The following is a 26996-nucleotide window of genomic DNA, read 5'->3' on the forward strand; positions in this document are numbered from 1 at the left end:
CAGAGGGTGGTTTGGGTAAAGATCTTTTGCGCATTCAACAGCCCCACATTTTTCTTTATCTTCAATTTGGTTCCACTAAGAATTTATCTGTAAGCGGTCAAATTCTAAGGATACGTGAGCAATTAAGAGAAAAGCGTTTCTCCATAGAGGGAGTTTAGTAAATTAGATAGAAGGTAATATTTAGATTGCATCGAATTATTAAGTGTTTAAAAAATCGTGGAGGATAAGAATAGCTGAAGATGCACTTTTGCTTAATTATCACCCTCCAAAAATTGAACTGGAAAAGTCGGATGTCAAATATGGGACCCTGCTATTCTATAGCAGAATGGAGGCCATTGAATGAATATGCTGGAAAATTTGAACGGGGCATTAGAATACATTGAACAAAACCTTGAGAATGGAATAGATGAACATGAGGTGGCTAAACGCGCATATTGTTCTGTATATCATTTCAAGAGAATGTTTTCATATTTGGCGGGTATTCCTATCCAAGAATATATTCGTCGTAGACGCCTTACACTTGCAGCTTTTGATTTGCAAAATAGTAGGCTCAGGGTGATCGACATCGCAGTAAAATACGGATACAGTTCACCCGATGCGTTTACACGTGCATTTATAAGCTTACATGGAACAACCCCAACCGAAGCAAGAACTAACAACCGTTCACTAAAAGCATATCCTCCAATGACCTTTCGATTATCTATAGGAGGTAGTGAGCCAATGAAGTATAGGATTGAGTATAAGGATTCGTTTCAACTGGTTGGGATCACGAATCGTGTTACAGCAGTAGATGTTGGGGAGCATCCAGGTGTAGAACAGGTTTGGAAATCAACAGAGATTGAGACGTATGCCGAACTAAAATCTCTTAACAATCAAGAGCCTTACGGAATTCTACATGTGAGTTTTGGAGAAGGTGTACGTGAGAAGCGAGATTATGATTATTACTTGGCCGTGGCAACTACGAACCCTTGCCCCGAAACCTTCTCACAATTCATTGTGCCAGCTAAGACATGGGTAGTATTTGAAATGAAAGTTCCTTGGGAAAAAGAAAAATGGCATCGCATCTATGGGGAATGGTTTCCTTCCTCAGGATATGAGCAAGTTGAAGGACCTATGATACAGGTTGGTCCTGAAATCCAAATTGGCGTTGAAAAACAGGTGTTTACTGAAGAATTGGATGTCGAATTATGGATTCCCGTTACTAAGGTTCAGCATAATAGATAATTGTACAGACTGCCGATATTGAACGGCAGTCTTGCTGTGTTTTAAGAAAGGTTCATTGAAGTAACGGGCAGTTTAATGAAAAGATATTGAGTTAATTTAAAAGCTATTAAGCTAGCAGTACACTATACCGCAATAAGCATTTGGGAATAAGGTTAATTATTACATTTTTGTATCTTTTATTGGTGCATATCGGTATTCGTCTAGACAGGAAAGATAAAGAGGATAGACCCCACGAATAGGAGTTGATTTGCTTTTGAGAGGCTATTTTCTTGATGAAAGGCTCATAAATAGTGCATTGTATTATATGGTAGTGCAGAGAATATATAGATAAAAATTTAAAATATTGAATTTGTGAAAAGGTTGACATCGATTACTCGGTATATTAAAGTATAAATAGTTACAAAATATTAACCAATTGCCGAATTTCGTTTTTGAAAACGGGGGAACCATCCCGGGTGAATTATTCTTGTAAGCAAGAGAATATAGGGAACCTTTAACCGAACCCTCAGCTAACTCCGTAGGCATCGAAGGGAGAACAAGGTTCTGAAGAAACTCATCTTATCTTTATTAGGAGCTGCAGTCGTATTCACTGCCGCTGCACCAAGTACATTTGCAAGTGAGGTTAAGCTAGAAAGTGAAGTGAATCACGTACTAGGGACACCATATTTATGGGGTGGTACCACTGTTGCAGGGTTTGATTGTACCGGATTTATCTTGTATGTATTAAAAAAATTTGATGTGACTGACCTACCGCGCACATCCCAGTCACAGGCTAAAGTAGGGACACCGATAGCTAAAAAGAACCTACGAACGGGAGATTTAGTGTTTTTTAATACCTTAGGTACGGGTATCTCCCATGCAGGAATTTACATAGGTGACAATCAATTCGCTCACTCCTCTAGCAGTAAGGGAGTAAGAATAAGCAAGTTGACGGATACGTACTACCAAGATCGTTATGTTACAGCTCGGCGTGTAGTAGATGAAAAGAGTTATCATGAAATGGTGAATTAGTGTTTGCATGAAAAAGGATAAGCCTGATCTATACCCCATAGAGTAGACACCTAAAAAAGGTCTACTCTATGGGGTACTTTTCTATATACTTAAGGAAATAAAAATTCGGCAGTAGCGGCTTTGGATGAATTCGAGAGGGAATGGGGCAATAAATATGCCTATACCTCATAATACGATTGGGCAGGATAGTTTAAAACATTTTCAAATGAGATGATGTAACTAATACGGTAAAATCACGTCTATATATAGGTGATTTTATGTTAAAAGGAGCTTGGGATGCGTCGAAAAAAAACATTTATTATACCTGTTACGGGATTTTTAGCTTTACTGGTAGTGTTCATTTATTTAACTCCATTTGTAGGAAACCTAGTAGCAAATACAAGGTTTGAAGGATACGCTAGGAACGTTGGTATTAGAATAATTAAAAAATCCCCACCTCTTCCCAGTGTTGCTTCGGGGCAAACTCAAATTCCAGTTATCCAGAGTAGTTATTGTTGGGGCAATTTAGGATGTGCAGATTATGCAGGAGGAAATACAATGTTAAGAGGCATTACACCTACTGCTATAACTCCTGAAGGAGACATTACAGTTTCTTTTGCTTATAAACCAGCACCTAATGGGTTGAACATTCAGCAATTTGTCGATGATAAAACAATACCAATTCCTTTGAAAAATGGATCTTTTAATGCTCCAAAAGAACAAGGTACTTATTACTACGGGATTTCAGCGTTCTGGACAACCGATGATGGTGAATTTTCGAAAGGTGATACATCAGCAGTTTTTGTTATTGAAGTTAGATGATTGAACTTACGGGCAGATTTATTCAGTTCAGAAATAAACAATAAATGGTACAATCAACTGAATGTGGGTTATGATAATGTGAGGTGAGATGAGGTGAAAAGAGTATGTTTGTACTTGCTCATACTAGTGACGATGGCTGGATGTAACTCAACATCAAAATCAAACACAACGTCATATTTGATGATTATTAATAAGGACATAACAGGAAAGGAATACTGGATAACCGCTACTGACCCCTTCGCTAAATCAAAACAACAATTTAAAATAACAATTGATGATGAGAATACTTGGAATCTTATTGAAGAAAATCATGAGTATCTGGCGAGTTACGAATACACATCCTTAGAAAAAACGGTGAACCTGTTAAGTATAAAACATCCTTCGAAGCCAAAGTAAGGTTTTGTCGTGATATTTCGCTAACGGGACACGATAGTTGAATCATGATATAGAGGCAGCTGGTCAAACGATTAACATGTGTCGCAGCCATTGCCGGACTGTCCGCAAAAACGGTCGATACCGCGAGCGCCTTTGCCTACCCGATTATCTTCCTGCCATTTATCAGCTCGGCGTTTGTGCCAACCGAGTCGATGCCGACCGTCGTTCGCGTCTTTGCCGAAAACCAACCGGTGACCTCGATCGTGGAAGCCATCCGCGCATTGCTGTCAGGGCAGCCGGTGGGTAACGATATATGGATCGCGATCGCGTGGTGTGTTGGAATTATGCTCCTGGCTTATATCTTTGCAATGAGAGCGTATAAAAAGCGAGTATAAAAAAAGACATTCTAGCTCTTGCTTGCGGGGGAACATTAATTCAATAGTATTTTGGAGGCAGCCGGCATTTTGTGTTGGATGCCTTTCTTAGTTAATGGGCAGATTACGTTAACTAAAAAATAAAACCGGTACAATCGTTCTATGTCCTTACAACCAATGGGGGACATCCATTTCCATTTGCCATTTACTCGGATGTTAACGCAACTATATTTTCAATTATCCGTCTGTAACCATGATCATACCGACGAATTGTGGGGTGTCAGATAAATGAAAAAAGTGTTACCGATTGTTTTGTTTATATGTATGATCGTTAGTGTTAGTGTACTCAGCCCTAATAAGGTTTTCGCATGTAGTTGCGGCGAACCTAGCGTCCAAGAAAGATACGAGCAATCTAGCGTCGTGTTCACTGGAACTTTAGTCAGTAAAGATAAAGAAGGCGGAAATATTTTTAGTGTAGATAAGGTATGGAAGGGAAGCCTTGAAGATGGTTATGTGCACAGTGGCTTCTATGGGATGTGTGGGACTGAATTTGATGTCGGAAAAAAATATTTAATTTTTACATATAATCATAAAGGCAAAGAATTAACCAGTCTTTGCAGTGGCAATAAACTGATTACTGAGGCAAGCAAAGATATTAAAGCGCTAAACCAATTAACCAATCCCGAATGGGGAAATATATATTTTCTGATATTTTCATTTTTATTCGTAGCAGCAATCTTAATAATAATATGGAGGGTTAAATTGAGGTTCAAAAATAATTAAGAATTTACAAGGGCAAGATGGAGGTCAGTTTTTTCACATTTGATGTTTCTCCCAAAACGGAATTAATAGATGAGATGTTAATAAGTTTATTCACTGAACTAAGAAAGCGATATAAGCTTGGGATCGTTACAAATGGGATATACGATCCTAAATAGAAACAAGGAGCAGGATGCCACGGCAGCTGCTCCTTATTGTATTATGCTATTGGGCAGATATGTTGATAAGCGAAGGATATGGTATCTTGAGAAGGGAATGATTGTATGGCGTGGGCATCAATTAGAACGTTTCTGAATATCCCGGAAAATCTTACTGGAAAGAATGTTAATATTGCGGTTATAGATAGTAGGTTTGCACATCATCCAGATATATCGTCAAATCAGCAACGTGATACATACATTGTAAAAATTTCAGACCCTCTTGCACAGCCTGTTTTAATGTTATCAAATGAAGGACCTTGGAATAAAGGATTGCACGGACTTTCGAGCTCTGCCGCCGCAGCCGGATCCGGGCAACTTTCCAATGGTCATTATTCGGGTGCAGCACCAGCTGCTAACCTCTACTTGCTGGAGACAGGTCCATTCTATACTCCTGATGAAGTTGAAGAAAAGGTTGGCATGGCTCTGGAATGGCTAAGAAAAAATTGGCGTACATATAAAATCCGTGGTGTTGTATTGACAGTCACAGCAACACGAGATACAGGATTACTACCTTGGCAAGCAGACCCTGTTCGTATTTTATGCGAGGAATTAGTTGACGATGGGCTATTGGTTGTTTCATCATCCGGAAATACGAAAGAGTTAACCTGTAATGGTCCGTCAGCATCTCCCTCTGTACTGTCTGTTGGTGGTGTCATTGTTCCAATTGATGCAGATTTTCATCATGCACAAGCTTATCATGGGTGCAGAGGAAATACTTTTGAGAATAAATGGGTACCAGAGATCCTTGCTCCTGCGGAAAACGTTGTTTTGCCAACGCCTTTTCAGTCAGAAGAAGAACGGCTGAATCATTTCACAGCTCCTTATGATGGCTTACCTGCTGATTATGCGAGAACGGAAGGAACATCTTTCTCAGGCCCGATTATCCTGGGTGCCGCTGCATGTATCTGGGAGGCTAAGCCGTCATGGTCCGCGTTTCAAGTAAAACTAGCCCTCCTTAGGTGCAGCAGTTTTTCTCCACATGTATGGAACGAGCTGCAGTCCGGGCTAGTAGATGTTTCTGCCACAGTGAACTTTTCGTTCGAAAATGAACGACTGCCTGCTACCACTCCATATTTACTATGGAAGAGCTGGAAAAGAAGAGAGGATACAGAACGTTTATCCGCAGTAATGAGTCAGGATGATGAGGAAGCTCTTACAGCGCTATTATCTTATTTTTCCGAGACTCTTCCGTTGGAAATGTCTCATCATGCTCACACATTATTACAACACGCTTCATATAAAATTCGTGCTGCGTCAATTATTCTTTTGTCTTACAACCCTGAGTTTGTAACAAATGATGACTTACGACAATTATTTAAAGATAACAACAGATATGTGCGAATGGGAGCTCTACATGCATTCAGCAGGTGTCCGGACTTGTGGGAAGAATTGATAGAGGATCTTGCTTGTCTTTTTTCTGATATTGATTTAGATATCCAATATTTTTCAATGAATCTTGCAGCGAGAGTGAAAAATCCTTTCTTTGTAAAACCTCTCATTTCAGGGTTAAAGAATGATGCGTTAAATCAAAGAGTCTCTATCTTTGGTCAACGATGCAATACGCTTGAACAGATTACCGGTATGAATTTCGACTCGGAGCCTGAGTGGCGTGAAGGTCAGTGCTGGTATTCGGAAAGAAGTACCGAGACAAGACTCGGTATTGCTCAAAAGTGGTTAGAGTGGCAAAAAGGCAATTTAATAAGCTAACTGTTTTTTTGCTTCAAGCCCCTGTGCCGTCATATATGTAAAGTTAAGTAAAGGTATTCATTGCCTATAACCCAGCAATTTCCCAATGTTATGATATTTTCATATCAGATGCGCAGCTGATGTTATTACAATGTGAAGATGGAAGGGACGATCAAATGATGGGTAAAGATAATATCATTAAAGCGATGCTCTCTGAAAAGGTAAGTATGACACCTAATGGATTTGTTGCAGATCATTTAAGCCCACAACAGTTTGCAGATAGCTACGAATTGTTTTTTGACAAGATTCTTGAGATCAGTTCATCAGATATAGCGGGAGTTGAAGGCTATGGTGAATTTAATGATGATTGTAAAACAGAATATGGGACCTGCAGGGAATTTTTGATCGATACATTTGCAGATGATCATGAGGGGTATTGGTTTAATTGGAGGGAAATGTTCGAAACAACGGTTTTAGAACGTGATTTCTTTGAGAAATACTTTAAGGAAATGGAGGGTAGAACTCGTTATTGTGAAGGAAATCGATATTTAGTTTATAATAATACGTTTTTCGAGAATATGATTACGGATGGGAAGACGATTGTCGGTTTCCCTGATTGGAGCAGATCCGGCATTTGCGATTTCCTATTGGATTTTGCCATTATGGACTTAAATAAGCCTTACTTGAAGATACCAGAACTGTTAGCTGAGTATTGTAAGAAAAGGGATATCGTCATACCGGATTTTAAAGAAAGATACTTATGTATGGCTTATTATAAAGGGATCGATACCTTGCGTTGGCATGCATCAATTGATGACACGGAATCCTGCATGTCCATCATGAAATCCATCAGCGAATTGAAAGATCGACTTTACGTCTTATAGATGGTGATGATATGAAATATGAAAATGCTGGCGATGTGATACCAGAGGAGCTATTGAAAGAAATCCAGAAATACGCGGCAGGCAAACTTCTTTATATTCCTACTGGTGAAGAAAAAAAGGCTTGGGGTGAGACGTCCGGTTACCGAGATCAACTCCAGAAACGCAACCTCATGATTCGCAATAAGTATGCTCATGGCGTTACGGTTTCGGAACTTGCAGACGAATACTTTTTATCCTTGGATTCCGTAAAAAAAATCATCTATTCGAAGAAGAGCAATAGACATTTATCATATGCTCCGACTTTGGAGTCAGCTGTACAGTATGCGAATGACGGGATGTTGGAAGAATGGATTCAATGCTATCTGCTGCTTACCCGAAAAGTTATTCCCATTCTACAAGATTTCGTGAAGGAAGATCATCTATATATTGGCGTCGTAAAGTTTCCACTGCGTCTCATTCAGCGTGATGAAATAGAGATCGAGGAAAACCATGAAGCTGAAGATGATGACCATGCAGCCGCTCCGCCACCGCTTCTCGTTCAGTACGAAGAAGGCAAATTTCATTGCATCGTTCAGAAGAAGTTATTAAACGTATTAAAACAACGCAAAGTAAATGCTTATCCGACCATAATCGTTATGAAAGGTAATGACGATTATAGAAGGTTTATGAAATACTACGGAACCATATTCTTTTTTGTTGATAAAGTATGATTTTGATAATAGAGATAGTAATTCCACTATAAAGTCACGAAGGCAGCCGGTCAGCACGATCGGTTGCTTTTGTTGAACGAACGGGCAGTTATCTTCAACAACTTTGAGTACTTGTAGGTTCCTATCCTACTGGATGTAAATTGGAATATTATAGTATAATTATTGAAGCATTTAGCAAAAGGGGGAGTTGGTTGTGCGAGTTGTCAAATTTGATTATCCTGTGAATGAAATACCCTATAAAGAAATAGGGGAACGTAATTTAAAATTCTATATATTAGAGCCTGACTCCCGCAAAAAGGACAGAACAGCTATTTTATTCTTCGTTGGTGGTAGTTTTGGAAAGGGGCCACGAACGCCAGCAGATTTTCAACATCAAGCAAAGTATTTCTCTTCAAAGGGTATAGTTTCAGTCTGTGTTGACTATAGGACAGGTCATGATGAAGGTTTTTCTCCAGTTCAAGCAATTTGTGACGTTAAATCCGCTGTTCGGTGGTTGAGGGGGAATTCCGATGACTTGGGAGTAGACCCCAATAAAATCGTTGTGTGTGGTTCATCTGCGGGTGGATACATTGCTGTGTCCTCAATTATGTTTGAGGATGTAAACGATGACAGTGATAATCAAAGTACAAACTATATTCCAAATGCGTTAGTCGTTTTCGGTGCTGGAATGGATGGTGTTGATATCATGAGGAGACGTTACCCGGAACTGCTTGAAAGGGCAATGGACCTGTCACCTCTTCACAATATTAAAAAGTGCTTACCTACAACCTTATGGCTATGCGGAACAGCCGATGAACTATATGAGCAAAATAAAAACTTCGTTAATCTCATGAAAAATGAAGGTAATGACATAACGTTTGTTACATATGAAGGCATGGAGCATGGTATCCCCAACTATGGAAGCCACCCAAATAAGTCATATTATGATACCACTCTTAAAATTGATGATTTTTTGAAAACGATAGGATTTGTTTAATCCATGTTACTTAACTTACAGGACACGAGAGATAAGGGGCTTGCTTGGAGGCAGCTCCTTCTTGCTTTGTTGAAGTTAACGTAATAATAATCTCTGGACCGAAGATATTGTTGCTACTTTCATCCTCCATCTTCCTTTTGTGTCTTGATGCTATGATCCTCATTCTTACATGCCTCCTGGAAATGAAAAATGACCCCTCGAAAGGGGTCTTGTTACAGATGAGAGATTCGGTTAGACCATTTTCAACCATCTCGAAATCAAGGTAGGATTCAAGTGGGTGAAGAGCAAAAAGTGAAGGATGGCATAAAAAATGATGACCCCCGTCGATTTCAGAGGTCATCTCTTTACTTATGCAGTGTATTATTTCTGAATGAGAACCAGCGTATTGACTTTGATCTTATCGTACAGCCAACGGATATCTTTGTTATGCATCCGGATACAGCCTGCGGATACGTATTTGCCAATGGAGGATTCATTGTTGTTGCCATGGATGCCATACGCATACGACGTGTGCCCGTTTTTCTTCACTTCCAAGCCTAGCCAGCGGTCTCCGAGGGGATTCTTCGGATCACCGCCTTTGATTTTATCTTTGTAGTAAGGCCTGTTTTTGATTTTCTCTTGAATTGGGAAGAGTCCTTCAGGCGTGTACGATGACTTCTTGCCTGTTGCTACAGAGAAGGATTTGATGGCTTTCCCCTTTTCGAAGTACGTCAACTTGTTCGTCGACTTATCAATGACTATGAATTGGGTGTATTCCGCATACTTGCTGTTCAGCTTGGCGGCTTCCGCATGACTAGACGCAGGAAAAAAGATGATCCACAGCAAGGTAAAAAGAATACCGGTAACGAACAACTTCTTCAACCAAGTTCACCTCTCCGAATGGTGTTATGCACCATTCATTCTATGAGGTCAACGGTCAATTATTGTATGTCCCCGAAAATTATAACGAATGCGTCGATCGAACATTATAATTAAATCATTGGCTCTTAATTGCTGGGTCATAGATTTAACAATAAGAACAAATAAAAGGTGACCCTAGAAAACATCAAAGGTCACCTTTTGTGAAATTTTAAACTTTATAACTCAGCTTAAAAGCCTTTTCCACCAAAGGTCTTGTAACAAAATTATAAACAACAACAGAAATTATTAAACCTACACCAAGACTCCTAATATTGGTGCAAATAAGATAAAAAATTAGAAGCATTACTACTAAATCGACTATATAATATCCAATTTTTTTCTTCTCAATTGTCATTCTGTTCACCTTATCTTAAGTTTTTTTTAATCAGCATTGCTGGCTTAATGGTCTGTTTAATAATTGACTAACAATCTTTATTTTTGAATAAGGAAATAAATGAGAACATTCCCTAACCAAAGATTAACCACTCTCTTTATTTTTGTCTACTTAATTTGGTGTTGGACGACAAGAACATCCAATTGAGCCGATTAGATACTCACCTAATCGACATTGGATGCAGAACGCCTTTCTATTAACATACGTAAGTTTTGGATTAACGATCAGATAGCCGTTATTGGTGGGTGGATTATATACGATAGTGAAATTCGTATGCAGAAGGTATTAAATAACCAATTTGGATTAAATATGGGGTGATTCGATGTATACTTTGCGTGAACTGAAAACCTGTGATCTATCCAGTATATGTTCCTTTCCTCAAACCGAGGAGGAAATGATATTTTCGTTCCCAAGAGCGGTGTTTCCATTAACACCGGATCAGATTATCGGAACAATCGGAAGCAGATTAAAGCCAACTGTCGTATTACATAATGATAATGTCGTTGGTTTTGCATGTCTCTATGACATTCAAGAGAATATATGCTCCCTGGGTAATGTAATTGTATCGTCGGAATATCGGGGAAAAGGAGTCTCTGAATTTCTTCTTCAAGCATTATCAACAATTGCAAAGGAAGAGTTAAAAGTAGATACTTTACAGTTGATATGTCAAAATACTAACACACGTGGTCTAATTTTCTATAAAAAACAAGGTTTTAACCCAGTTGAACTATTCTGGAATCAGAGACAATCAGACGAATATGTAGTAGGAATTCGTATGCAAAAGTCATTGTGATTATGAACTATCTGGTATATTTGTTCAGCTTTAGTAGGCTCTCGTCATGTTATGATGATTCAACTCACGGGAGAGAAGTTCAACAATATACCTGATGAGGTGGAGAAAATATCACTAAAATTGGTATAATTTAGTGGATGCGGATGTCTAAAGGAGTGAGTTTTATGATACCGGATACTATAAAGAACCAAGTTTTTGCCCAAATCGGTTGTCAGTCATCAGATGCTAAACTCCTTGGAGGTTACAACAGTAATGTTTTCGAGGTTAATATAGGTGTAGATATTGTAGTCAAAATTCTGGACAGATCTGTTACTACCGTTACGAGTCTTTTATCTGAATTTGAATGGTTAGAGTATATACATGCACATGGGCTTAATGTGGTGAAGCCATTACGCCTAAACGCAGATAAATACATTCATCACATATCAGACGATTTTTATTTTGTCATATTTGAAAAGGTTAACGGTGTGCACGTTGGTCCTCATGACAACGAAGTTTGGAATAAAAAGCTATTTGGAAAATGGGGAGAGACCATGGGAAGGGTTCACTCACTTGCAAAAAGTTATAGAGCAAAAAACGAGCGTCCTCATTGGTTTCAAAACAATCTGTTTTATGAAGCAGCTATCCATCTTGAACCGTTTCTAGTGCAAAAATGGAGGCAATACGACAGCGATTTTAAAAACTTGCCTGCAACCCAAGATAATTTTGGATTGATTCATGGTGATCTCCATCATCACAATTTTATACTTAGTGGAAACGAGTTAACACTTATTGATTTTGGTGATAGTGAGTACCATTGGTTCGCTTATGATATAGCCGTCGCCATCTACCATGTTGCACAAGCCGAACAGATGCGATCAGATAGGCAAGAGTTCATCAAATCCTTTTTCAACTCTTTTATGAGCGGATATTCTCGCGGCAATTCAGTCACTGAGTTCATTTCACAAATTGATTATTTTATTGACTATAGGCATCTATTCTCATATACGTATCACTCACGTTATTCGGATAAGAGCCAATTGGCGGAGCAACAGTTAAAGTATCTCGATGAAATGCGATTATCCCTAATCAAGGAGTCATCATTTTTAGGGTTTTCGTTGCTATGATAATGAGCGGACTCTCAACGAGGGATAAGAGAGTAAACGACAATATTTCACACATAATGACTCAAGGAGGATTAAAATGAAATTTTTTTTATCATCATCATTTAATTATGGAACTGAAGAATTAAGATTGAAAGAAATGACAGCAAAAGGGAATAAACATGTTGCTTTTATACACAATGCACTAGACTTTGCGACTGATTTGGAAAGAAGGAATAAAAGTGATGCAATGAACATTTCCGATCTTGAGAGATTGGGTTTTAATGTAGATATTTTAGACTTAAAACAGTATTTTAATAACTCAAAAGAACTAGAAGAAAAACTCGAACATTACGATGTTATATGGGTTAGAGGCGGCGATACATTCGTTCTGGCACAAGCCATGAAATTGAGTGGTTTTGATGAGATTATTAAGAAATATCATAGAGACAGTAAAAATATTGTCTATGGGGGATATAGTGCAGGTATATGTATCCTAGGACCAACACTAAGGGGACTTCACCTAGTAGATGACCCCAATCAGAAGCCGTACGGAGAACAACATCAAACCATTTGGGAAGGCCTAAATATTTTGAATTATGCTATTGCCCCACATTATAAGTCGGATCATAAAGAATCTGAAGATATGGATAAAGCAGTTGAATATATGATCGATCATAAAATCCTTTTTAAAGCTTTGAGGGATGGAGAAGTCATTATTACCGAATGAGTGTAGGGTACAGGAAAACGGGACACGATAGTTAATCATCAAAACAAGGAACAAATCGCCGCGGATATGTTATTTGATTCTACCGTTGATACAGAAATTCAACCACTGGTTTAGTTGTAAAATACACCTCAATACCATAGAAATTCAGTTACGATATAATCAAAGTATACATTGATGGAGGTGTTCTAAACCATGCTAGAAGATGCTAATAATCTTGGTGAAAGAATCAGTCAGCTTCGTCGCAGCAAAAGTATGACACAAGAACAATTAGGGCTGTTACTTAATGTTTCCGCCCAAGCGGTTTCCAAATGGGAAAAAAGTGACTCCTTGCCCGACATTTCTCTTATGACAAAGTTGGCAGACGTTTTTGATTGCACAACAGACTATTTGCTCGGAAGACCTAGCAATTTGCAAGCCATGTTGCCTCAGATAAGAGTGGAACTTCGGAAGATGACCCAAGAACAGAAAATAAATTTTATGGGCGAGCTGATTGATGCAGCATCTCACAACGAAATGACACCTGCATCACACCCCGCACTAACTCAAATCCAACTAGGTCCAACTGGATTGGGTCTGTGGGCAAAAGATAGATTAGTTTGTATTGCTACTTCACTTTTTTTAAACGAAGCTACTGAATCAATGCATGAATCAGTCGAATTTCCAATGAATATTTTACCTGCGAGTATAATTACAGTTCTATATGAACTGTTGCTTAATAATGAAAACTTACAGCCAGACTTCACTCCAATTGAAGATTCGATACTTCGCTCACGACTACCCACGGACATGAATTTTGACAAAGTAATCATAGATTGTATTGAACTCGGTTTTGTGGAAAGAGTCCGAGGTGGGTATAGACTTAATGTTAAAGGTGATATTGCAACACAATTGTTTTCAATCGTGCATCGGGTTGTAAGTAAGCCTGATTCGTTTTCTTTTAGTTTTTCGTAAAATTAGTGTTCATCGGTGTCGCTTTACCTTATACATGATAATTAAATACTTAATTAGCATTGGGCTGTCGGCATGGTTCGGCAGCCTATTGCTTTAACGGGCAGAATTCTTCGAGATCAAAATTTTTTTCTAAATACATGTCAAAAAGATTCTCCATATGAAGCTTTAGGATCATCGCAAGCTGGAGGCATTCAATGAAAAGCATCATATATATTAGATGATATTGGAAAAGCACCATCTCTGCCGTCTCGCGGTGAGGATGGTGCTTTAGCACTCGAACGGTACGCAATCAATGATTAATGTCGCACTTGTTCATGATGAAAGAAATCTGATTCTCGAGTCGGTTGATCATTTCCTGCGATTCGGCATCTTCTGTACCCCGTCCACGAAGATCTGCGAGCTCTTGCTTGAGCTGATGCAGGTCATCGCCTGCGTTCGCGCAGTTGTAATGGCTCTCTAGATTATCGAGCATGTCGGATCCTCCAATCGGTAGTGGGTTTACTTCCCTATTATGGAGATTTTCGCTGAACTTATTCAGGGAGGTATAGGTGTATTTGGACGACTGCATAGGGAAAGGGCGAGAAAGCCGTTTTATTCGTTTACAAACTTGCTGCCAGCAATGTTCTTACCACGTGCAAGCCAGAACTTGAAGTTTGGATTTTTGTCGGGAATGACTTTTGCTTCCGTAGAAAAATATCTCATTGTATAACCACACCGACGATACGTACTTGTATTTGCTGCGGTGCCGTGTATAATACGTGAGTCGTGTAGCGAACATTCGCCCCATAAAGATATTTTATAAGTTATGGTACTAGCTCTTCAGAACCGTTGGAGCAGCGGGGGAACTAGAGTTTTTTCATGATGATGTTGGCAGAGTGGTGAAAGTACTCTTTCATTTATTTAACAAAACAATGAATCTGACACCAGTTAATGCTAATCAAGAATTTAACTAAAGGGCACGATAGCATTCCTGTAATGAATTATTGGAACAAATACTTAGAATAATAAGAGTTAAAACGTATTTCACCAATTGACTCCCCAGTTACAAGAAATGTATGATGATAGTGGGACTATCATCATTAATTATTCTTTTGTGAAGAAGGAGGGTCTATATGAATTACAGAGAAAGAGAGTATGAGTTTGTCACCATTGACAATGAAAGCTTTGGCGGTTACATTCGTTTGCCGTCACTTGTCACCAAATTTTTCATTAAAGCAAATGTGAAAAAAATTAGAAAAATGATGGGTGGCGTCAGTAAAGATATCTCCGTAAGGCCGATTCATATCGAAGACCGCAATATCAAAGGGGATAATAGCGATTTTCGGATTCGTCTTTATAAACCGGAAGGCGATGCAAAACGTCCGCTAATGGTTTTCCTTCATGGCGGTGGTTGGTTTGGTGGCTCTATCGACGCGGTTCACGATTATTGCAAGGCGGTAGCTGACCAGGCTGATTGCGTTGTACTATCTGTCGATTATCATTTAGCACCGGAAGCTCCTTTTCCGGAAGGACTCGAGGATTCCTATGCGGCGGTGAAGTGGGGTGTCGAACATGCCGAAGAGCTCAACATCGATGTCGATAACTTGATCGTATCAGGGGATAGCGCAGGGGGCAATTACTCTGCAATTATTTCAATTCTAGCTAGAGATCGTGCAGAATTCCATATTTCTAGACAAATTTTACTTTATCCTGCAACAGATTTATCCGTTATGGGCAGTGATATGACGAATAAGTCAGAGCGTGCTTTTGGCGAAGCGATCCTAGAGATGTATTTGAAAAAATCGAAGGAACCTCTAGATAGTCCGCTCGTTTCTCCGATGCATTGTAAAGATCATACCAAATTACCGGATGCATTGATCGTCGTTGGTGATTTGGATTTCTTAAAAGACTCGTCTTTGGCCTATGCGAATAAGCTGAAAGACGCTGGCAACAAAGTTCATTTCTCCTTATATAAAAACACAAGACACGCTTTTATCGATAACACAGGGAATTGTAAACAAGCCGAAGATTTCATCGGTGAAGTTAATGATTTTATCAACGGCCGACTATAAGCTTACACATTGTCAGTATAATTCCAGTGTGGAATCAAGAGGGGCCGTGCCCCTCTTGATCATATCAACCGAATCTCATCGCTCCACATTTTCCTGCAACATCCTCGTATAAACAGATCTCTTATCTTCCGCGATAAATTGATCCAAGATTGCAATGCAGTTCTGTAAAGTCCCTGGCAAATCCTCATTTCTCTCGTCTTCCTGCTTCAGATGACAGCCTTCTTCTGTGAACGATACAATATCTTCGATCTCCATTCCCGTCTGCTTCAAGCCATGAATGAACGCACTACTATGAAATTTAAACAAAATGATGCACAAAAACAACGGATAGAACGTATCACCAGTAATCACTTTGTTGTCGGTATCGACATAAGCCTACTACAGGAATAAAGTTAATGGTAAAATATAACTATTATTACTCGTTATTTGCTCTGAAGGGGCGCACAGTTACTCAAAATGCTGTAACTTGCAACTTTAGAAGGTTTGCCTTTAAGACGCTTTTGCTGGTAATATCGCCATGGATTTCGAGGGCCATGGTCACTTCGTTCATATGTATGAGTATTCTAAGAAGTGAATATGAGTAGTTATAGTCAGAGAAGTCGTCGGCATCATACCAACACAATATTCACATCGGGCCGACCCTTTGGGGGTTAAGGCGATGTGTGACGTTATGAATATAAGAACTTTATCCGAAACTGCTGATCTATAATAAAATTTACAAGGAGCAATTTTTCATGAAGAAAATTCAAGTAGGTATCATTGGAACTGGATTTGGTGCTAATGTACATGCTCCTATTTTTGGATTACATGAAGGATTTGAAGTAAAAGCTATTACGAGTGTCTATAGAGGAAGAGCCAATGGGACACTTATAGATATTGATGTGAACAACATATATACAGACTGGAATGAGATGCTAGAAAAAGAAGAGCTAGATTTAGTATCAATTGCCTCATCTCCAAATTATCATTATGAGATGACCTTAGCATCCATAAATAAAAATATTCATGTATTATGTGAAAAGCCTATGGGAATAAACTCAACACAAACTTTGAAAATGCTCGAAGCACAACAAACAACAAATGTGATGGGGTTTGTTAATTTCCAGTGGAGACTGACTCCAGTAAGGCTAAAGATTAAAGAAATTCTTCGCAACAAAGAACTAGGTGAGATTCAATATATAAAATATCATGGAAGTTTCTCAAGTTATAAAAATCTAACATCTCAGTATAGAGGATGGGAGGGAAGAAGAAAGGAAGGAGGGGGTCTTTTATTTGCAGTAGGATCACATATGATTGATTCATTGATGTGGTGGATGGATCAACAAATTACTGATGTCTACGCAGATTTAAGAACCATAGTACCAGTCTATTACGGAATCGATGGAATTGAGGAAAGAGACTCTGAAGATGCATTTAGTATAATTGGACATTTTCAGAATGGTGTATCCTTTACTGCAGATTTATTCTATCCTGCATTGCGAGGAAACGGCTGGGAATTGGAGATCTACGGGACAAAAGGATCGCTGATCATGAACAATGACAAAGACATTAAGATAAGTTTTGGAGGAGAATTTCATAAAATAACTATTGAAAGTCAGGAAGTGCCTAGTCAATTACCAGCTCCTGCAAATCAATATTTCAATGGATTATACCCAATGGTTAATTTGATTTATAAATCTATTGTTAATCATAAAGTATATCCAGACATACCAACTTTTATTGACGGACATCAGGTTCAGATGGTGATGGACGCAATCTATCAATCTGCTATAAACAAAAAAATAGCACTAGTAAAGAATAAATGAGATAAAAAATCGTGTACGTAGTTTCATGAGGTCAGCAGCATCGGATAAACCAACACCGCATTCACTCGCTGGGCCGTTGGCCCTTGGATCGCAAGAAGGTAAGAAGCCAAGAAGCGAAGTCAAGCGATCAACCCTGCAAGGCTAAGTCTTCAATCCGGCGCTGAAGCGGCTTACGCCTCTTAATTTTTTCCTTCAAATCAACCATTATTTAATCTAAGCACTGAAGATATAAATGAAGCTTACAAATTTGTTAAGAGTATAGGAACAGAGATTGTAACCGAAATTGCAAGATACCCAGATCTATCTGATTTTTCTTTCAAGGACCTTGATGGGAACATTTTGATGATTTGTTCATGCATAACGGAGAATTAATACTAGGAGGGGCTATATGGCAAATAAAAGAAAGCGATATGTAATTATTTTATTGTTAATAATATTGTTTGGCCTATCAGCTTGCACGAATACTAAATTTGATTTATACGAAGGAAAGTCTTTAAATATAGCAGTTATTGGAGAACCACCGCAAGTTATAGAAGAGCAAGTAACCTTTAAAGAAATTTCATTTGATGATTTGGATAAAGGAGCCTTAGAAGCGTATGATGCTGTTTTTGTTATGAGAGAAAATCTTTATCGAGCAGCTGAAAGACAATATGCAGACATCTATTCAAATTCACGAATACCAATCTTTTTTATTTCAACTACAAGTCATATACCATTTACTGAAAAGGATATTGAATATGGAGAGATTTGGGATTGGTCTCCAGGTGTTAGCTATGCTGTCGGTGTATATAAATCAAACGAAGACGATACATTAAAGGGCTGGGGATTAAGTTTGTATAATGATGAAAAAACCGACGAAAACATAGAAGAGGTTTACTCAAGAATCTTTATGAAAATAGAAGAACAAAGTCCGTCGGACAACGTGAAGACCTACTAATTTTCAAACAGGAGAAAATGAAATGTCACCTTTAATTAAAGGAATTATTCTCGGGTTTTCCATTGCAGCACCAGTTGGGCCGATTGGAGTTTTATGTATCCGAAAGACATTACATCAAGGTAGTTTTATTGGATTCATTTCCGGTATAGGTGCCGCAACAGCGGATGCCATATATGGAAGTGTTGCTGCACTTGGGATTACAATCGTTTCCCAATTTTTATTAAGTCAATCGGCTTGGATAAATTTGTTTGGAGCTGTGTTCTTAATATTTTTAGCATATCGTACATTCAAGGCACCAGTCAGAAATAATATTGAGATGGCGAATGAGAGGATGAATTATCTCAGGACATTTACAACGACATTTTTTTTAACATTGACGAATCCATTGACCATCGTATCGTTTATAGGAATATTTGCAGGAATGGGACCTGTATCCAAATCATCAGTAAATATAGTCTTAGGTGTATTTTTAGGCTCAGCATTATGGTGGTTATTATTAAGTACGATTGTAGGATTGTTTAGACAAATGATTAGTAATCGAACAATGAAGTTAATTAATATGATATCAAGTCTCATTTTATTGGGATTCGGAGTATATAGTATCTATAAAGCTTATACAGGTCTATTCTGAGAGTGAATCTCTCGGGTACAGATACAAGAAAGTGATAGGAAATATCCTCAAAAAATTAAAGAAAGGGAGTTTTTCATGGAACTTCAAGAAATCAATCAAAAATTAAAAGAAACAAGAGACGAATTACTAGGAATTCTGAATGGTTTGAGTGGAGATCAATTAAACAAACGGAAAGGTTCAAACAGTTGGAGTATTAGTCAGGTATGTCAACACTTGATTAAGACAGAAGAATTATATGTCGTAGCAATAAAGAAAGGATTAAAGAGTAAGGAAGATTCATTCATAGAGAATAAACCATTAGAGTTTCTACTTAATAGAAGTATAAAGTTAGAAGCTCCTGAGATTGCTAAACCAACTGATGAAATTTTAGAATATCAAGAAATCATTGAAAAATTAAACAATTCAAGAGCGAAGTTATATGACATATTAAACACAGTAGAAGACCCCTCACTGCTGAGTAGAAGGCATTTTATACACCCAGTCTTTAAAGAGATGTTATTGATTGAATGGGTTAGGACACTGTACTTGCATGAACAAAGACATATGAAACAAATTAATGAAATTAAAGATGGATTTTAGTAAGTAGCTTCAACACCAAGTAGATTTTTATTTGATCAAAAACATAACGAGACATGGGATGAATATGGGGGAGCAGTTATCTCCGGTATGGAATCGCCAAATGCAAGCGAAGACTGGTTTGTAACATTTCAAGAACAGAAGTGTGGTTAGGACAACCAAAATACTTATAAGGATGTGCTAGAAAAGGTATGGGCGGCAACGAGTGAGTGGTAAAGGATTAATCTCGGATCTCAATCATAACGCCAAAATCAAAACAGCCGCCGGCTCTCAAAGCCAGGCGGCCGTTCCTATTTTTCCTTACTTTACTTCGTTCAGACGCTCTTCCAGACGATCCCAAGTTTCGGTGATGCCCTGCAGCATGCCCATGTCCATGACGGTCTTGAGGGCCTCTGCGGACACATATTCACCACGGTTGACCAGCTTCGTTTTGCCGCCCAGATCGATGAATTCCAACGTGACCTCGGTCGATGGCATGTTCTCGTTCGTATTGCATTCGGCATCCGAGAAGTAATCTGTGTAGTTGATCGTCTTCGGCTCGACAATGTCCTTGTAAACGGCTTTGCCCCAAGACTCCATGCCGTAAAAATCACCTTGATTCTGATCGACACACTTCATGCAGTAATGCCAAACGCCGCCTGGCCGGAAATCGACGTTGCAAACCGGAACCTCCCAACCTCTCGGTCCCCACCAACGCTTAAGATGCTCAGGGTCTTTAAACATCTCGTACACGAGATCGCGCGGTGCGTCGAAGACGCGCTCCAGCACCAGCACCCGTTCGTTTTCTACACTCGAAACCATTGAATTGTTTGACATTGTAAATCCTCCTCAATATTTGAATGAACTTATGATTTCTCCTTGTTGTGCAACTAATGCAAGAGTTGCACATCGTCTTGTTGAATTGAATATACATCATAAAGAATATTCCTGTCAAGGAATATTTAAACGATATATGAGGGCACAGGATGCAAAAGAAGATGATTCGCAGCATGACAAAAAAAGGCAGCCATTTCGGCTGCCTTCTTCTCTAATCATGTATATCGGCCCACATCTCATCTTCGACATCCAAATGGATCTGATCGCGATAGACACGGCGATTGTATTCGGAAAACATATAACGTTCGATGGCCTCAAGCATATTGGCTTCGACGAGATACTGCAGACGGCCCTGAATGGTCACTTCTGCGGTAAACCCGTTCTCTTCATCCCAGCACAATTCAACGAGTACATCTGTAGGTCGAACTTGTTTGCGTTCCGCCATGTGAGTACAAATGGCATTAACGATTTCATCCATCGATAAGCGCATAACTTAGTACCTTCTATGGCGATCGCCATCTGCTACTTTACGACGGTTCTTGAAGTAAGTGAACAGAGAGCGTACAATTGCAAAAATAATGAAGATTGCTGCGACGTTAATAAGTAGGCCGAACATATTTGCCATAAATCCGGAACCTAACATACTTCCGAATAACATACCAGCAAGTCCACCCATCATCAATCCGCCTAAGAAGCTACCGCCACTGAAAAATCCTCTTTTACCCGTAGTAGCAGTCGTTCCGGATTTAGTTCTCGAACCGCTGTCCGATTTGTTCACATTGTTCTGCGATCTTGACGGCGTGTTGTTGTACGATTTTGTACCCGATTTGAACCCGCCACGTGGCTTGGCATCGATAACACTTGGTGTAACGACGACCATCATGAGTAAGAAAGCCATCATGACTAATACCAATTTACGCATGCTTTCTGATTCCCCTTTGTAGGTTGTGTATGATATTCTTCACATTACATACGAACGTAAACGAACATGGTTTCAATTATTTCAATAAATCGATTAAAATAATCTTATTAATTGACGAGAGTGGGGAGTCGATCGTGAAGTACCCGGAAGCATATATTGACTATTTAGTGGAATTCCACGGGACACGAGATTATTTTGAGTGCCATGAGATTATGGAAGAGCATTGGAAAGTGGACGCGCAGGATCCGTTAACAGTGACATGGTTAGGTCTCATTCAAGTCGCGGTATCAAGCTACCATCACCGACGGGGGAATCGAGCAGGCGCAGTGAAAATGCTCCATACGGCGATTAAGCATAGTGATCCGCAGCCGTTAAGTCAATTAGGAATCGATGCTACAGCATGGATTAAAGCATTGCAAATACGTTACGAAGCACTTGTACGGCAGCAGGAAGCACTCTTTACTGATCTAAATATACCCCTTGTAGATGATCGGTTAATTGCGCGTTGTAAGCAGCGATGCATAGAAGCAGGATTGACATGGTGTGCACCAAGTGATACTTCGAATGTGGAGCTTATTCATCGGCATAAGCTTCGCGATCGATCTGAAGTCATTGCAGAGCGTAAGAGGCAGCTCGCAGCCAGACATGCGAACAATGCGTAACTTAGGATAATCATTTCCAATCCATGTATATATTCCCTCCGTGGAGCTTTCTAGATAAATACAAAACGAGAGCTTTTTATAAGCTCTTTTTTTTAATTCAGTACCTTGCATTATTCAGTAGTGTGCTATATACTCTTCTTAGGTAGTGAATGATGTTCAGTACTGATTAATGGATTCTTAATACAATAAATGAAGCGGGTGAACCGAGTGAACGTCCAAGTACAATTCAAAAAAGGCGTATTGGAGTTATGTGTCCTTTACTTGATTCATAAACAAGATAAGTACGGCTACGAATTGGCGCAGCAAGTATCGGAGCATATTGAGGTGGCTGAGGGCGCGCTCTATCCCTTATTAAGGCGACTCGTCAATGATGGGTATTGTTCTACCTATCTTCAAGAATCAACGGAAGGACCGCCGCGTAAGTATTACCAGATTACGCCGATAGGTGAGATCTATTTGAAGGAAATGATTACGGAATGGCGAAGATTTGTTGGAAGTGTAACGAAGTTAATTGGGAAGGATGAGACCCTTGAATAAAGCGGAGTTTATGACATTACTTGAAAGACATATTGTATTAATGCCGGTACACGAGCGCAATGAACTGTTACAGGAGTATGCGGCACATTTCGAATTTGGGCGTCAGAACGGGAAGTCGGAGGAAGCCATTGCTCAGGAGTTAGGGCATCCTGTCGAGCTTGCCTACGAAATTTTGGGTGATCGCTATGTGGATCCTCAATTATATTCTCCGCCGCCGAGTCCATCATCGACAGGGGGCAGGATTGGGAAGGCGATCGGATTATTCTTTCTGAATCTTCTACTCGTGATTCCTATGGGAGCTGCGCTCTATTCTCTGGGTGTTGCGATCACGGGAATTCTCGTAGCTTGTCTGTCTGCGCCGCTGCTCGTCGTTGCGGATTTTGTTATCCATGGGCAGTTTGTGATGTATAAAATTTTCTTGGCACTCATTATGGTTGGTATTGGCTTATTTATGGTGTTTGGCGTGAAGAACATGTGGAAAGGCATTATTCATGGAACTCTGCGCTATATCCAGTGGAATATGAATACTGTTACGGGGAGTGAGAGACGATGATTCGCAAATTTACTTATTTCATAGCGACATGCTGCATTGTCATAGGTGTCATAGGATTGTTAGTTTATGGGGTCAAAGACCCTACTGTGAAGGATGTGGCTTACACGAAAAAATGGGATTTCAAGGCGGCGGAATTCAAGAACTTCATACTTAATAGTGATTATGATATCGATGTTGAATTTAGGGAGAGCCCTGATCAGTCAGGCTACGTAGAACTCTCTGGCAAGCTTCCTCCGGAGAAGATTGCGTCCCTTGAAAATGTTGAAATCCAAAGTGAAAGCTTGAATCTGGATCTTGAGCGGGATTCACGATTTCAATTTCAAGTCTTTAATTTTTCATTCTCATCAGATCAGAAGCTTGTGATTGCTCTTCCACAAGGAGAAGTCCTAGATCAAATGGAGCTTAATAGCACGTCGAGTAATATCGATGTGGAACGTGCACGAGCAAAGTCGGTAATGATGAAGACAACATCGGGAGACATGAATGTCAAGCAACTAGATGCAGAACAGGTGAAGCTCGAAGCGGCATCGGGCAACATCAAGGGGCAAGAATTACAAGGTCAGGTCGAATTAACGACGAAATCGGGAGAAGTTCGACTGGATCAGCTCTCTGGAGATATCGTGGCAGTTGTTACTTCGGGCAATATTGACGTAAAAGATCATGTGGGGACGGCGAATCTTCGTACCACATCGGGGAATATCGAATTAACGCAATTGCAGATTACACCGGAAGTGAGTCTCGAATCGACGTCGGGGAATGTAGACTTGACCATCCCGCAAGCATTCGATGGGGTCTATGATGTGAAGACGAATTCGGGAGAAATCGAAATACCGGATACGACGTTTACGACGAAAGATATGGTGAAAGCACGCACTTCATCTGGTAATATTACAATTGATAAGAAGTAAGAAAAGCACGCCTTCACGATCGCATTCGTGAGGCGTGCTTCTTTGTTGTCACCCAATAGGATTAATTCACTTCAGCCATTTCCAATTTGCCCGTCTCGGAATCCATAATTAGACCATGAACTTGGACACTGCTTGGCATTAATGGATGGTTGCGAATAATCGCGACGCTGCTCACGACGCCTTCTTCAACACTTTCGAATCCACGCAAGAAGCGGTTCATCTTGATGCCGGAATTTTCAAGTGTTGAGATAACGGTCTCTGAGATTCCACGCTCAATAGCCTGTGCCACAATATTCTCGGAGTTTAATTTCGTCATGCCGCATCCGCGATGGCCTACGACTAAGACTTCTTCAGCTCCTAGTTCGTAGATAGCCACCAGAATACTCCGCATGACCGATCCGAAAGGCTGGGTGATGATCGCTCCGGCATTTTTAATGATTTTAGCATCGCCGTTCTTCAGATTCATGGCTTTTGGCAGCAACTCGACAAGACGAGCATCCATACAGGTTAAGATGACGAGCTTTTTCTCCGGGAACTTGTCCGTTTTATAGGTCTCATAACCTTTCGTCTCAACGAAGGCTTGGTTGAATTCTAGAATCGTCTCAAGATTTGACACAGGGATTCCTCCTCATTATATCTGGAAATTGTATAATCCAATTGGCTAAGCTCTACGATCCACTAGCTTAACATTGGAGCTGTAAATCTGGCTATCACTGGATAATTTGAAGCTGGTCGACCCGCTAAGATCGATCTTCATGCGCTCTTCAAAAAAAATGATCCGCGCTTTATCCGTGGCCATAGGTGGCCCGTTCGAGTCCACAAGGATATCGGTCTCTTCGATGGCCGAGACCAAATGCAGCGCAGGTAGTCCGTTGCAGCCGCAACCGTCGGTGTCGTAGACGAGCTTGAGATAGCAGGTTGTAGAACCCGTGCCGATTCGCTCACTAATCGCTTCGAGTGCTTCGTCTGTCAGATGAATGTACATGCAGGTTCTCCTCTCCCTTGTGTGACATATGTCATCTTTTTCTCTTAACAGTTGATTATACGCCTTGCAAAAAGTATCATCAAGAGGTGAGTGAAAACCAACGAATTAGAATATATTGCGAGGGGCGGTAATCGAATGAATCCAGTGATTGAACAACAAGTGAAAGATTTTCGCGAATTGGTTCAAAAAATTAAGAGTTATGAGGAAGCACTTGGTGTGATGTACTGGGATTTGCGTACAGGTGCGCCTAAAAAAGGAATGGAAGCCCGTTCTGAGGTCATCGGCGTTCTATCGACCGAAATGTTCAAATTATCCACATCCGATGAGATGGGTGAATATGTTGCGGTATTGTCAGAACCAGAGGCATATGCTCAGCTAGATGAGATGAATCAGAAGATCGTCCAGGAATGTAAGAAAGAGTATGAGAAGAGCAAGAAGATCCCAGCGAAAATGTATCAGGAATACGTGGTGCTAACAACACAAGCGGAGAATGTCTGGGAAGAAGCAAGGGAAGCAGATAATTTCGAAATGTTCAAGCCTTATTTAGAGAAGGTTGTAGCCTATAACCAGCAATTCATCGATCTATGGGGTGCGAAAGAAACGCGTTACGATACATTATTGGATATGTATGAGCCTGGATTAACTGTTGCGAAGTTGGATGAAGTATTCGGTGAAGTGCGTGCGCGAACTGTTCCGCTTGTTGCTGCTATTGCGGCATCGCAGGACAAACCGGATATGTCGTGCCTGGAACAGAAATTCGATATTGATAAACAGCGAGAAATCAGTCTATTCTTGCTAGAGCAAATGGGATATGATTTTGATGCGGGTCGTCTCGATGTGAGTGTACATCCATTCGCGACAGGCTTGAATCCGGGAGATGTACGTATTACGACACGTTATGACGAGAAGGATCTACCGAATTCCTTGTTCAGTTCATTACATGAAGGCGGACATGCACTCTACGAGCAGAACATTTCGAAGGATCTGATCGGAACACCTCTATGTACCGGAACTTCAATGGGGATACATGAATCACAATCCCGGTTCTGGGAAAATATGATTGGACGCAGTCGGTTGTTCTGGAATCGATATTATAAGGATGTTCAACGCATATTCCCAGGTCAGCTCGATGTATCTGCAGATGCGTTCTATCGTACAATGAATCGTTCAGAGGCTTCGTTCATTCGTACGGAATCCGATGAGTTGACTTATAATCTACATATCATCATTCGTTATGAAATTGAGAAAATGTTGTTCAATGAAGGATTAAGTGTTGCGGATTTGCCGGCGGTATGGAATGCGAAGTATGAGGAATACCTTGGTATTACACCTCCATCGGATAGTTTGGGCGTTCTTCAAGATGTTCACTGGGGAGGCGGAGGCTTCGGTTATTTCCCATCGTACTCTCTCGGTAACATGTATGCTGCACAGATGATGCATACGATGCGTCAAGAGATGCCAGAGCTGGATAGTTATATTGAACAAGGCCGATTGGCACCGATCAAAGAATGGCTCACGGATAAGGTTTATCAATATGGTAAGAGCCAGACGCCGGGCGAGATCATTCAGCGCATTACAGGCGAGGAATTGAATCCTACTTATTTGATCGAATACTTAGAGAATAAATTTAAAGAAGTGTACAACCTACAATAAAAGCCTTAAGAACCAGAAAAGCTCATCCTCCTGTTAGGGAAGATGAGCTTTTTCGTGCTGCCTTGCTAACTAGAACGTTGATGGATTTC

General features: G+C 40.0%; 31 protein-coding genes, 2 pseudogenes and 1 riboswitch. Of the genes and pseudogenes, 24 read left to right on the forward strand and 9 right to left on the reverse strand.

The annotated features are described in order from the left end of the window. Nucleotides 1-339 precede the first annotated feature (339 nt). The 9 genes and pseudogenes from AC3WU2_RS18620 (at nt 340) to AC3WU2_RS18660 (ending at nt 9021) form a co-directional block, all read left to right on the forward strand. Nucleotides 340-1224: an AraC family transcriptional regulator gene (locus tag AC3WU2_RS18620; RefSeq protein ID WP_492456601.1), complete on the forward strand. Its 885-nt coding sequence runs from the start codon at nt 340-342 to the stop codon at nt 1222-1224. 406 nt (nt 1225-1630) lie between these two features. Then, nucleotides 1631-1763: riboswitch (cyclic di-AMP (ydaO/yuaA leader) on the forward strand. 4 nt (nt 1764-1767) lie between these two features. Further along, the gene (locus AC3WU2_RS18625; protein WP_492456775.1) at nt 1768-2235 is read left to right on the forward strand and encodes a C40 family peptidase; all 468 of its coding nucleotides are present in this window, start codon (nt 1768-1770) and stop codon (nt 2233-2235) included. Between the two features lie 276 nt (nt 2236-2511). Beyond that, nucleotides 2512-3036: a hypothetical protein gene (locus AC3WU2_RS18630; RefSeq protein ID WP_492456602.1), complete on the forward strand. Its 525-nt coding sequence runs from the start codon at nt 2512-2514 to the stop codon at nt 3034-3036. A gap of 467 nt (nt 3037-3503) precedes the next feature. Beyond that, nucleotides 3504-3806 (forward strand): annotated as a pseudogene (locus tag AC3WU2_RS18635) (ABC transporter permease); the annotation flags it as partial. 267 nt (nt 3807-4073) lie between these two features. After that, nucleotides 4074-4568: a hypothetical protein gene (locus AC3WU2_RS18640; protein WP_492456603.1), complete on the forward strand. Its 495-nt coding sequence runs from the start codon at nt 4074-4076 to the stop codon at nt 4566-4568. A 260-nt stretch (nt 4569-4828) separates the two neighbouring features. Next, complete coding sequence (locus AC3WU2_RS18645) at nt 4829-6472, forward strand: S8 family serine peptidase (RefSeq protein WP_492456604.1); 1644 nt, start codon at nt 4829-4831, stop codon at nt 6470-6472. 155 nt (nt 6473-6627) lie between these two features. Then, on the forward strand, nt 6628-7335 hold the full coding sequence (locus AC3WU2_RS18650; protein WP_492456605.1) for a hypothetical protein: 708 nt from the start codon (nt 6628-6630) through the stop codon (nt 7333-7335). An 11-nt stretch (nt 7336-7346) separates the two neighbouring features. After that, nucleotides 7347-8045, forward strand: coding sequence for a CD3324 family protein (locus AC3WU2_RS18655; protein WP_492456606.1), 699 nt, complete (start codon nt 7347-7349; stop codon nt 8043-8045). Nucleotides 8046-8238: 193 nt separating this feature from the next. Further along, on the forward strand, nt 8239-9021 hold the full coding sequence (locus AC3WU2_RS18660) for an alpha/beta hydrolase (RefSeq protein WP_492456607.1): 783 nt from the start codon (nt 8239-8241) through the stop codon (nt 9019-9021). A 10-nt stretch (nt 9022-9031) separates the two neighbouring features. Here AC3WU2_RS18660 and AC3WU2_RS18665 read toward each other — a convergent pair whose 3' ends face one another. After that, complete coding sequence (locus AC3WU2_RS18665) at nt 9032-9184, reverse strand: hypothetical protein (protein ID WP_492456608.1); 153 nt, start codon at nt 9182-9184, stop codon at nt 9032-9034. A gap of 197 nt (nt 9185-9381) precedes the next feature. Next, nucleotides 9382-9882, reverse strand: a complete 501-nt coding sequence (locus tag AC3WU2_RS18670) for a L,D-transpeptidase (RefSeq protein ID WP_018755546.1) — start codon at nt 9880-9882, stop codon at nt 9382-9384. Nucleotides 9883-10637: 755 nt separating this feature from the next. On the opposite strand from AC3WU2_RS18670, the gene AC3WU2_RS18675 reads away from it, so the two are divergent. The 4 genes from AC3WU2_RS18675 to AC3WU2_RS18690 all read left to right on the forward strand — a co-directional run bounded on the left by AC3WU2_RS18675 (nt 10638) and on the right by AC3WU2_RS18690 (nt 13871). Then, nucleotides 10638-11108: a GNAT family N-acetyltransferase gene (locus AC3WU2_RS18675; RefSeq protein ID WP_492456609.1), complete on the forward strand. Its 471-nt coding sequence runs from the start codon at nt 10638-10640 to the stop codon at nt 11106-11108. 164 nt (nt 11109-11272) lie between these two features. Then, nucleotides 11273-12214: a phosphotransferase enzyme family protein gene (locus AC3WU2_RS18680; RefSeq protein WP_492456610.1), complete on the forward strand. Its 942-nt coding sequence runs from the start codon at nt 11273-11275 to the stop codon at nt 12212-12214. Nucleotides 12215-12290: 76 nt separating this feature from the next. After that, on the forward strand, nt 12291-12920 hold the full coding sequence (locus AC3WU2_RS18685; protein ID WP_492456611.1) for a Type 1 glutamine amidotransferase-like domain-containing protein: 630 nt from the start codon (nt 12291-12293) through the stop codon (nt 12918-12920). Nucleotides 12921-13112: 192 nt separating this feature from the next. Further along, nucleotides 13113-13871, forward strand: coding sequence for a helix-turn-helix domain-containing protein (locus AC3WU2_RS18690; protein WP_492456612.1), 759 nt, complete (start codon nt 13113-13115; stop codon nt 13869-13871). Between the two features lie 289 nt (nt 13872-14160). On the opposite strand, the gene AC3WU2_RS18695 is transcribed toward AC3WU2_RS18690, so the two are convergent. Then, complete coding sequence (locus tag AC3WU2_RS18695) at nt 14161-14343, reverse strand: hypothetical protein (RefSeq protein ID WP_018755553.1); 183 nt, start codon at nt 14341-14343, stop codon at nt 14161-14163. A gap of 640 nt (nt 14344-14983) precedes the next feature. Here AC3WU2_RS18695 and AC3WU2_RS18700 point away from each other — a divergent pair. Next, the gene (locus AC3WU2_RS18700; RefSeq protein WP_492456613.1) at nt 14984-15922 is read left to right on the forward strand and encodes an alpha/beta hydrolase; all 939 of its coding nucleotides are present in this window, start codon (nt 14984-14986) and stop codon (nt 15920-15922) included. Between the two features lie 75 nt (nt 15923-15997). On the opposite strand, the gene AC3WU2_RS18705 is transcribed toward AC3WU2_RS18700, so the two are convergent. Beyond that, the gene (locus AC3WU2_RS18705) at nt 15998-16228 is read right to left on the reverse strand and encodes a hypothetical protein (protein ID WP_492456614.1); all 231 of its coding nucleotides are present in this window, start codon (nt 16226-16228) and stop codon (nt 15998-16000) included. Between the two features lie 428 nt (nt 16229-16656). Between AC3WU2_RS18705 and AC3WU2_RS18710 the strand changes: the two genes are divergently transcribed. The 5 genes and pseudogenes from AC3WU2_RS18710 to AC3WU2_RS18730 all read left to right on the forward strand — a co-directional run bounded on the left by AC3WU2_RS18710 (nt 16657) and on the right by AC3WU2_RS18730 (nt 19874). Beyond that, complete coding sequence (locus tag AC3WU2_RS18710) at nt 16657-17727, forward strand: Gfo/Idh/MocA family protein (RefSeq protein ID WP_492456615.1); 1071 nt, start codon at nt 16657-16659, stop codon at nt 17725-17727. Between the two features lie 225 nt (nt 17728-17952). Continuing rightward, nucleotides 17953-18099: pseudogene (locus AC3WU2_RS18715) on the forward strand (VOC family protein); the annotation flags it as partial. 16 nt (nt 18100-18115) lie between these two features. Further along, nucleotides 18116-18664 carry a hypothetical protein gene (locus AC3WU2_RS18720; RefSeq protein WP_492456616.1) on the forward strand — a complete coding sequence of 183 codons (549 nt, stop codon included), beginning with the start codon at nt 18116-18118 and terminating at the stop codon, nt 18662-18664. Nucleotides 18665-18686: 22 nt separating this feature from the next. Then, complete coding sequence (locus AC3WU2_RS18725) at nt 18687-19295, forward strand: LysE family transporter (protein WP_492456617.1); 609 nt, start codon at nt 18687-18689, stop codon at nt 19293-19295. Between the two features lie 75 nt (nt 19296-19370). Beyond that, entirely contained in the window at nt 19371-19874 is a 504-nt protein-coding gene (locus tag AC3WU2_RS18730; protein WP_492456618.1) for a DinB family protein, read from the forward strand. Nucleotides 19875-20171: 297 nt separating this feature from the next. Here the strand turns inward: AC3WU2_RS18730 and AC3WU2_RS18735 are convergent, their stop codons facing one another. The 3 genes from AC3WU2_RS18735 to AC3WU2_RS18745 form a co-directional block, all read right to left on the reverse strand. After that, a complete protein-coding gene (locus AC3WU2_RS18735; protein WP_492456619.1) occupies nt 20172-20687 on the reverse strand; it encodes an SRPBCC domain-containing protein in 516 nt (171 codons plus the stop codon). A gap of 211 nt (nt 20688-20898) precedes the next feature. Beyond that, nucleotides 20899-21177: a YxcD family protein gene (locus AC3WU2_RS18740; protein WP_018755565.1), complete on the reverse strand. Its 279-nt coding sequence runs from the start codon at nt 21175-21177 to the stop codon at nt 20899-20901. Nucleotides 21178-21180: 3 nt separating this feature from the next. Next, the gene (locus AC3WU2_RS18745; RefSeq protein ID WP_492456620.1) at nt 21181-21609 is read right to left on the reverse strand and encodes a hypothetical protein; all 429 of its coding nucleotides are present in this window, start codon (nt 21607-21609) and stop codon (nt 21181-21183) included. A gap of 134 nt (nt 21610-21743) precedes the next feature. Here AC3WU2_RS18745 and AC3WU2_RS18750 point away from each other — a divergent pair, with 134 nt between their 5' ends. From AC3WU2_RS18750 to AC3WU2_RS18765, 4 genes are all read left to right on the forward strand, one after another. Further along, nucleotides 21744-22271 (forward strand): DUF309 domain-containing protein, encoded by a 528-nt coding sequence (locus tag AC3WU2_RS18750; RefSeq protein ID WP_492456621.1) that lies wholly within the window; start codon nt 21744-21746, stop codon nt 22269-22271. 207 nt (nt 22272-22478) lie between these two features. Further along, nucleotides 22479-22808: a PadR family transcriptional regulator gene (locus tag AC3WU2_RS18755; RefSeq protein ID WP_314587831.1), complete on the forward strand. Its 330-nt coding sequence runs from the start codon at nt 22479-22481 to the stop codon at nt 22806-22808. Next, the gene (locus AC3WU2_RS18760; RefSeq protein WP_492456622.1) at nt 22801-23361 is read left to right on the forward strand and encodes a DUF1700 domain-containing protein; all 561 of its coding nucleotides are present in this window, start codon (nt 22801-22803) and stop codon (nt 23359-23361) included. The genes AC3WU2_RS18755 and AC3WU2_RS18760 overlap by 8 nt, the downstream gene beginning before the upstream one ends. Further along, a complete protein-coding gene (locus AC3WU2_RS18765; protein WP_492456623.1) occupies nt 23358-24269 on the forward strand; it encodes a DUF4097 family beta strand repeat-containing protein in 912 nt (303 codons plus the stop codon). Before AC3WU2_RS18760 ends, AC3WU2_RS18765 begins: the two co-directional genes overlap by 4 nt. A gap of 61 nt (nt 24270-24330) precedes the next feature. Here the strand turns inward: AC3WU2_RS18765 and AC3WU2_RS18770 are convergent, their stop codons facing one another. Then, complete coding sequence (locus tag AC3WU2_RS18770; RefSeq protein ID WP_018755571.1) at nt 24331-24885, reverse strand: beta-class carbonic anhydrase; 555 nt, start codon at nt 24883-24885, stop codon at nt 24331-24333. 45 nt (nt 24886-24930) lie between these two features. Beyond that, entirely contained in the window at nt 24931-25254 is a 324-nt protein-coding gene (locus AC3WU2_RS18775) for an iron-sulfur cluster biosynthesis family protein (RefSeq protein WP_492456624.1), read from the reverse strand. Between the two features lie 135 nt (nt 25255-25389). Between AC3WU2_RS18775 and AC3WU2_RS18780 the strand changes: the two genes are divergently transcribed. After that, entirely contained in the window at nt 25390-26907 is a 1518-nt protein-coding gene (locus AC3WU2_RS18780; protein ID WP_492456625.1) for a carboxypeptidase M32, read from the forward strand. The last annotated feature ends 89 nt before the right edge of the window (nt 26908-26996 follow it).

It is taken from the genome of Paenibacillus sp. EB106-05-06-XG162 (assembly GCF_058791655.1).

What these genes read in the sequence shown, in the direction of transcription:
- AC3WU2_RS18620 (WP_492456601.1), top strand. Translation starts at nt 340, where the DNA reads ATGAATATGCTGGAAAATTTGAACGGGGCATTAGAATACATTGAACAA.
- AC3WU2_RS18630 (WP_492456602.1), top strand. Translation starts at nt 2,512, where the DNA reads ATGCGTCGAAAAAAAACATTTATTATACCTGTTACGGGATTTTTAGCT.
- AC3WU2_RS18640 (WP_492456603.1), top strand. Translation starts at nt 4,074, where the DNA reads ATGAAAAAAGTGTTACCGATTGTTTTGTTTATATGTATGATCGTTAGT.
- AC3WU2_RS18645 (WP_492456604.1), top strand. Translation starts at nt 4,829, where the DNA reads ATGGCGTGGGCATCAATTAGAACGTTTCTGAATATCCCGGAAAATCTT.
- AC3WU2_RS18650 (WP_492456605.1), top strand. Translation starts at nt 6,628, where the DNA reads ATGATGGGTAAAGATAATATCATTAAAGCGATGCTCTCTGAAAAGGTA.
- AC3WU2_RS18655 (WP_492456606.1), top strand. Translation starts at nt 7,347, where the DNA reads ATGAAATATGAAAATGCTGGCGATGTGATACCAGAGGAGCTATTGAAA.
- AC3WU2_RS18665 (WP_492456608.1), bottom strand. Translation starts at nt 9,184, where the DNA reads ATGAGGATCATAGCATCAAGACACAAAAGGAAGATGGAGGATGAAAGT.
- AC3WU2_RS18675 (WP_492456609.1), top strand. Translation starts at nt 10,638, where the DNA reads ATGTATACTTTGCGTGAACTGAAAACCTGTGATCTATCCAGTATATGT.
- AC3WU2_RS18680 (WP_492456610.1), top strand. Translation starts at nt 11,273, where the DNA reads ATGATACCGGATACTATAAAGAACCAAGTTTTTGCCCAAATCGGTTGT.
- AC3WU2_RS18685 (WP_492456611.1), top strand. Translation starts at nt 12,291, where the DNA reads ATGAAATTTTTTTTATCATCATCATTTAATTATGGAACTGAAGAATTA.
- AC3WU2_RS18690 (WP_492456612.1), top strand. Translation starts at nt 13,113, where the DNA reads ATGCTAGAAGATGCTAATAATCTTGGTGAAAGAATCAGTCAGCTTCGT.
- AC3WU2_RS18695 (WP_018755553.1), bottom strand. Translation starts at nt 14,343, where the DNA reads ATGCTCGATAATCTAGAGAGCCATTACAACTGCGCGAACGCAGGCGAT.
- AC3WU2_RS18700 (WP_492456613.1), top strand. Translation starts at nt 14,984, where the DNA reads ATGAATTACAGAGAAAGAGAGTATGAGTTTGTCACCATTGACAATGAA.
- AC3WU2_RS18710 (WP_492456615.1), top strand. Translation starts at nt 16,657, where the DNA reads ATGAAGAAAATTCAAGTAGGTATCATTGGAACTGGATTTGGTGCTAAT.
- AC3WU2_RS18720 (WP_492456616.1), top strand. Translation starts at nt 18,116, where the DNA reads ATGGCAAATAAAAGAAAGCGATATGTAATTATTTTATTGTTAATAATA.
- AC3WU2_RS18725 (WP_492456617.1), top strand. Translation starts at nt 18,687, where the DNA reads ATGTCACCTTTAATTAAAGGAATTATTCTCGGGTTTTCCATTGCAGCA.
- AC3WU2_RS18730 (WP_492456618.1), top strand. Translation starts at nt 19,371, where the DNA reads ATGGAACTTCAAGAAATCAATCAAAAATTAAAAGAAACAAGAGACGAA.
- AC3WU2_RS18735 (WP_492456619.1), bottom strand. Translation starts at nt 20,687, where the DNA reads ATGTCAAACAATTCAATGGTTTCGAGTGTAGAAAACGAACGGGTGCTG.
- AC3WU2_RS18740 (WP_018755565.1), bottom strand. Translation starts at nt 21,177, where the DNA reads ATGCGCTTATCGATGGATGAAATCGTTAATGCCATTTGTACTCACATG.
- AC3WU2_RS18745 (WP_492456620.1), bottom strand. Translation starts at nt 21,609, where the DNA reads ATGCGTAAATTGGTATTAGTCATGATGGCTTTCTTACTCATGATGGTC.
- AC3WU2_RS18765 (WP_492456623.1), top strand. Translation starts at nt 23,358, where the DNA reads ATGATTCGCAAATTTACTTATTTCATAGCGACATGCTGCATTGTCATA.
- AC3WU2_RS18775 (WP_492456624.1), bottom strand. Translation starts at nt 25,254, where the DNA reads ATGTACATTCATCTGACAGACGAAGCACTCGAAGCGATTAGTGAGCGA.
- AC3WU2_RS18780 (WP_492456625.1), top strand. Translation starts at nt 25,390, where the DNA reads ATGAATCCAGTGATTGAACAACAAGTGAAAGATTTTCGCGAATTGGTT.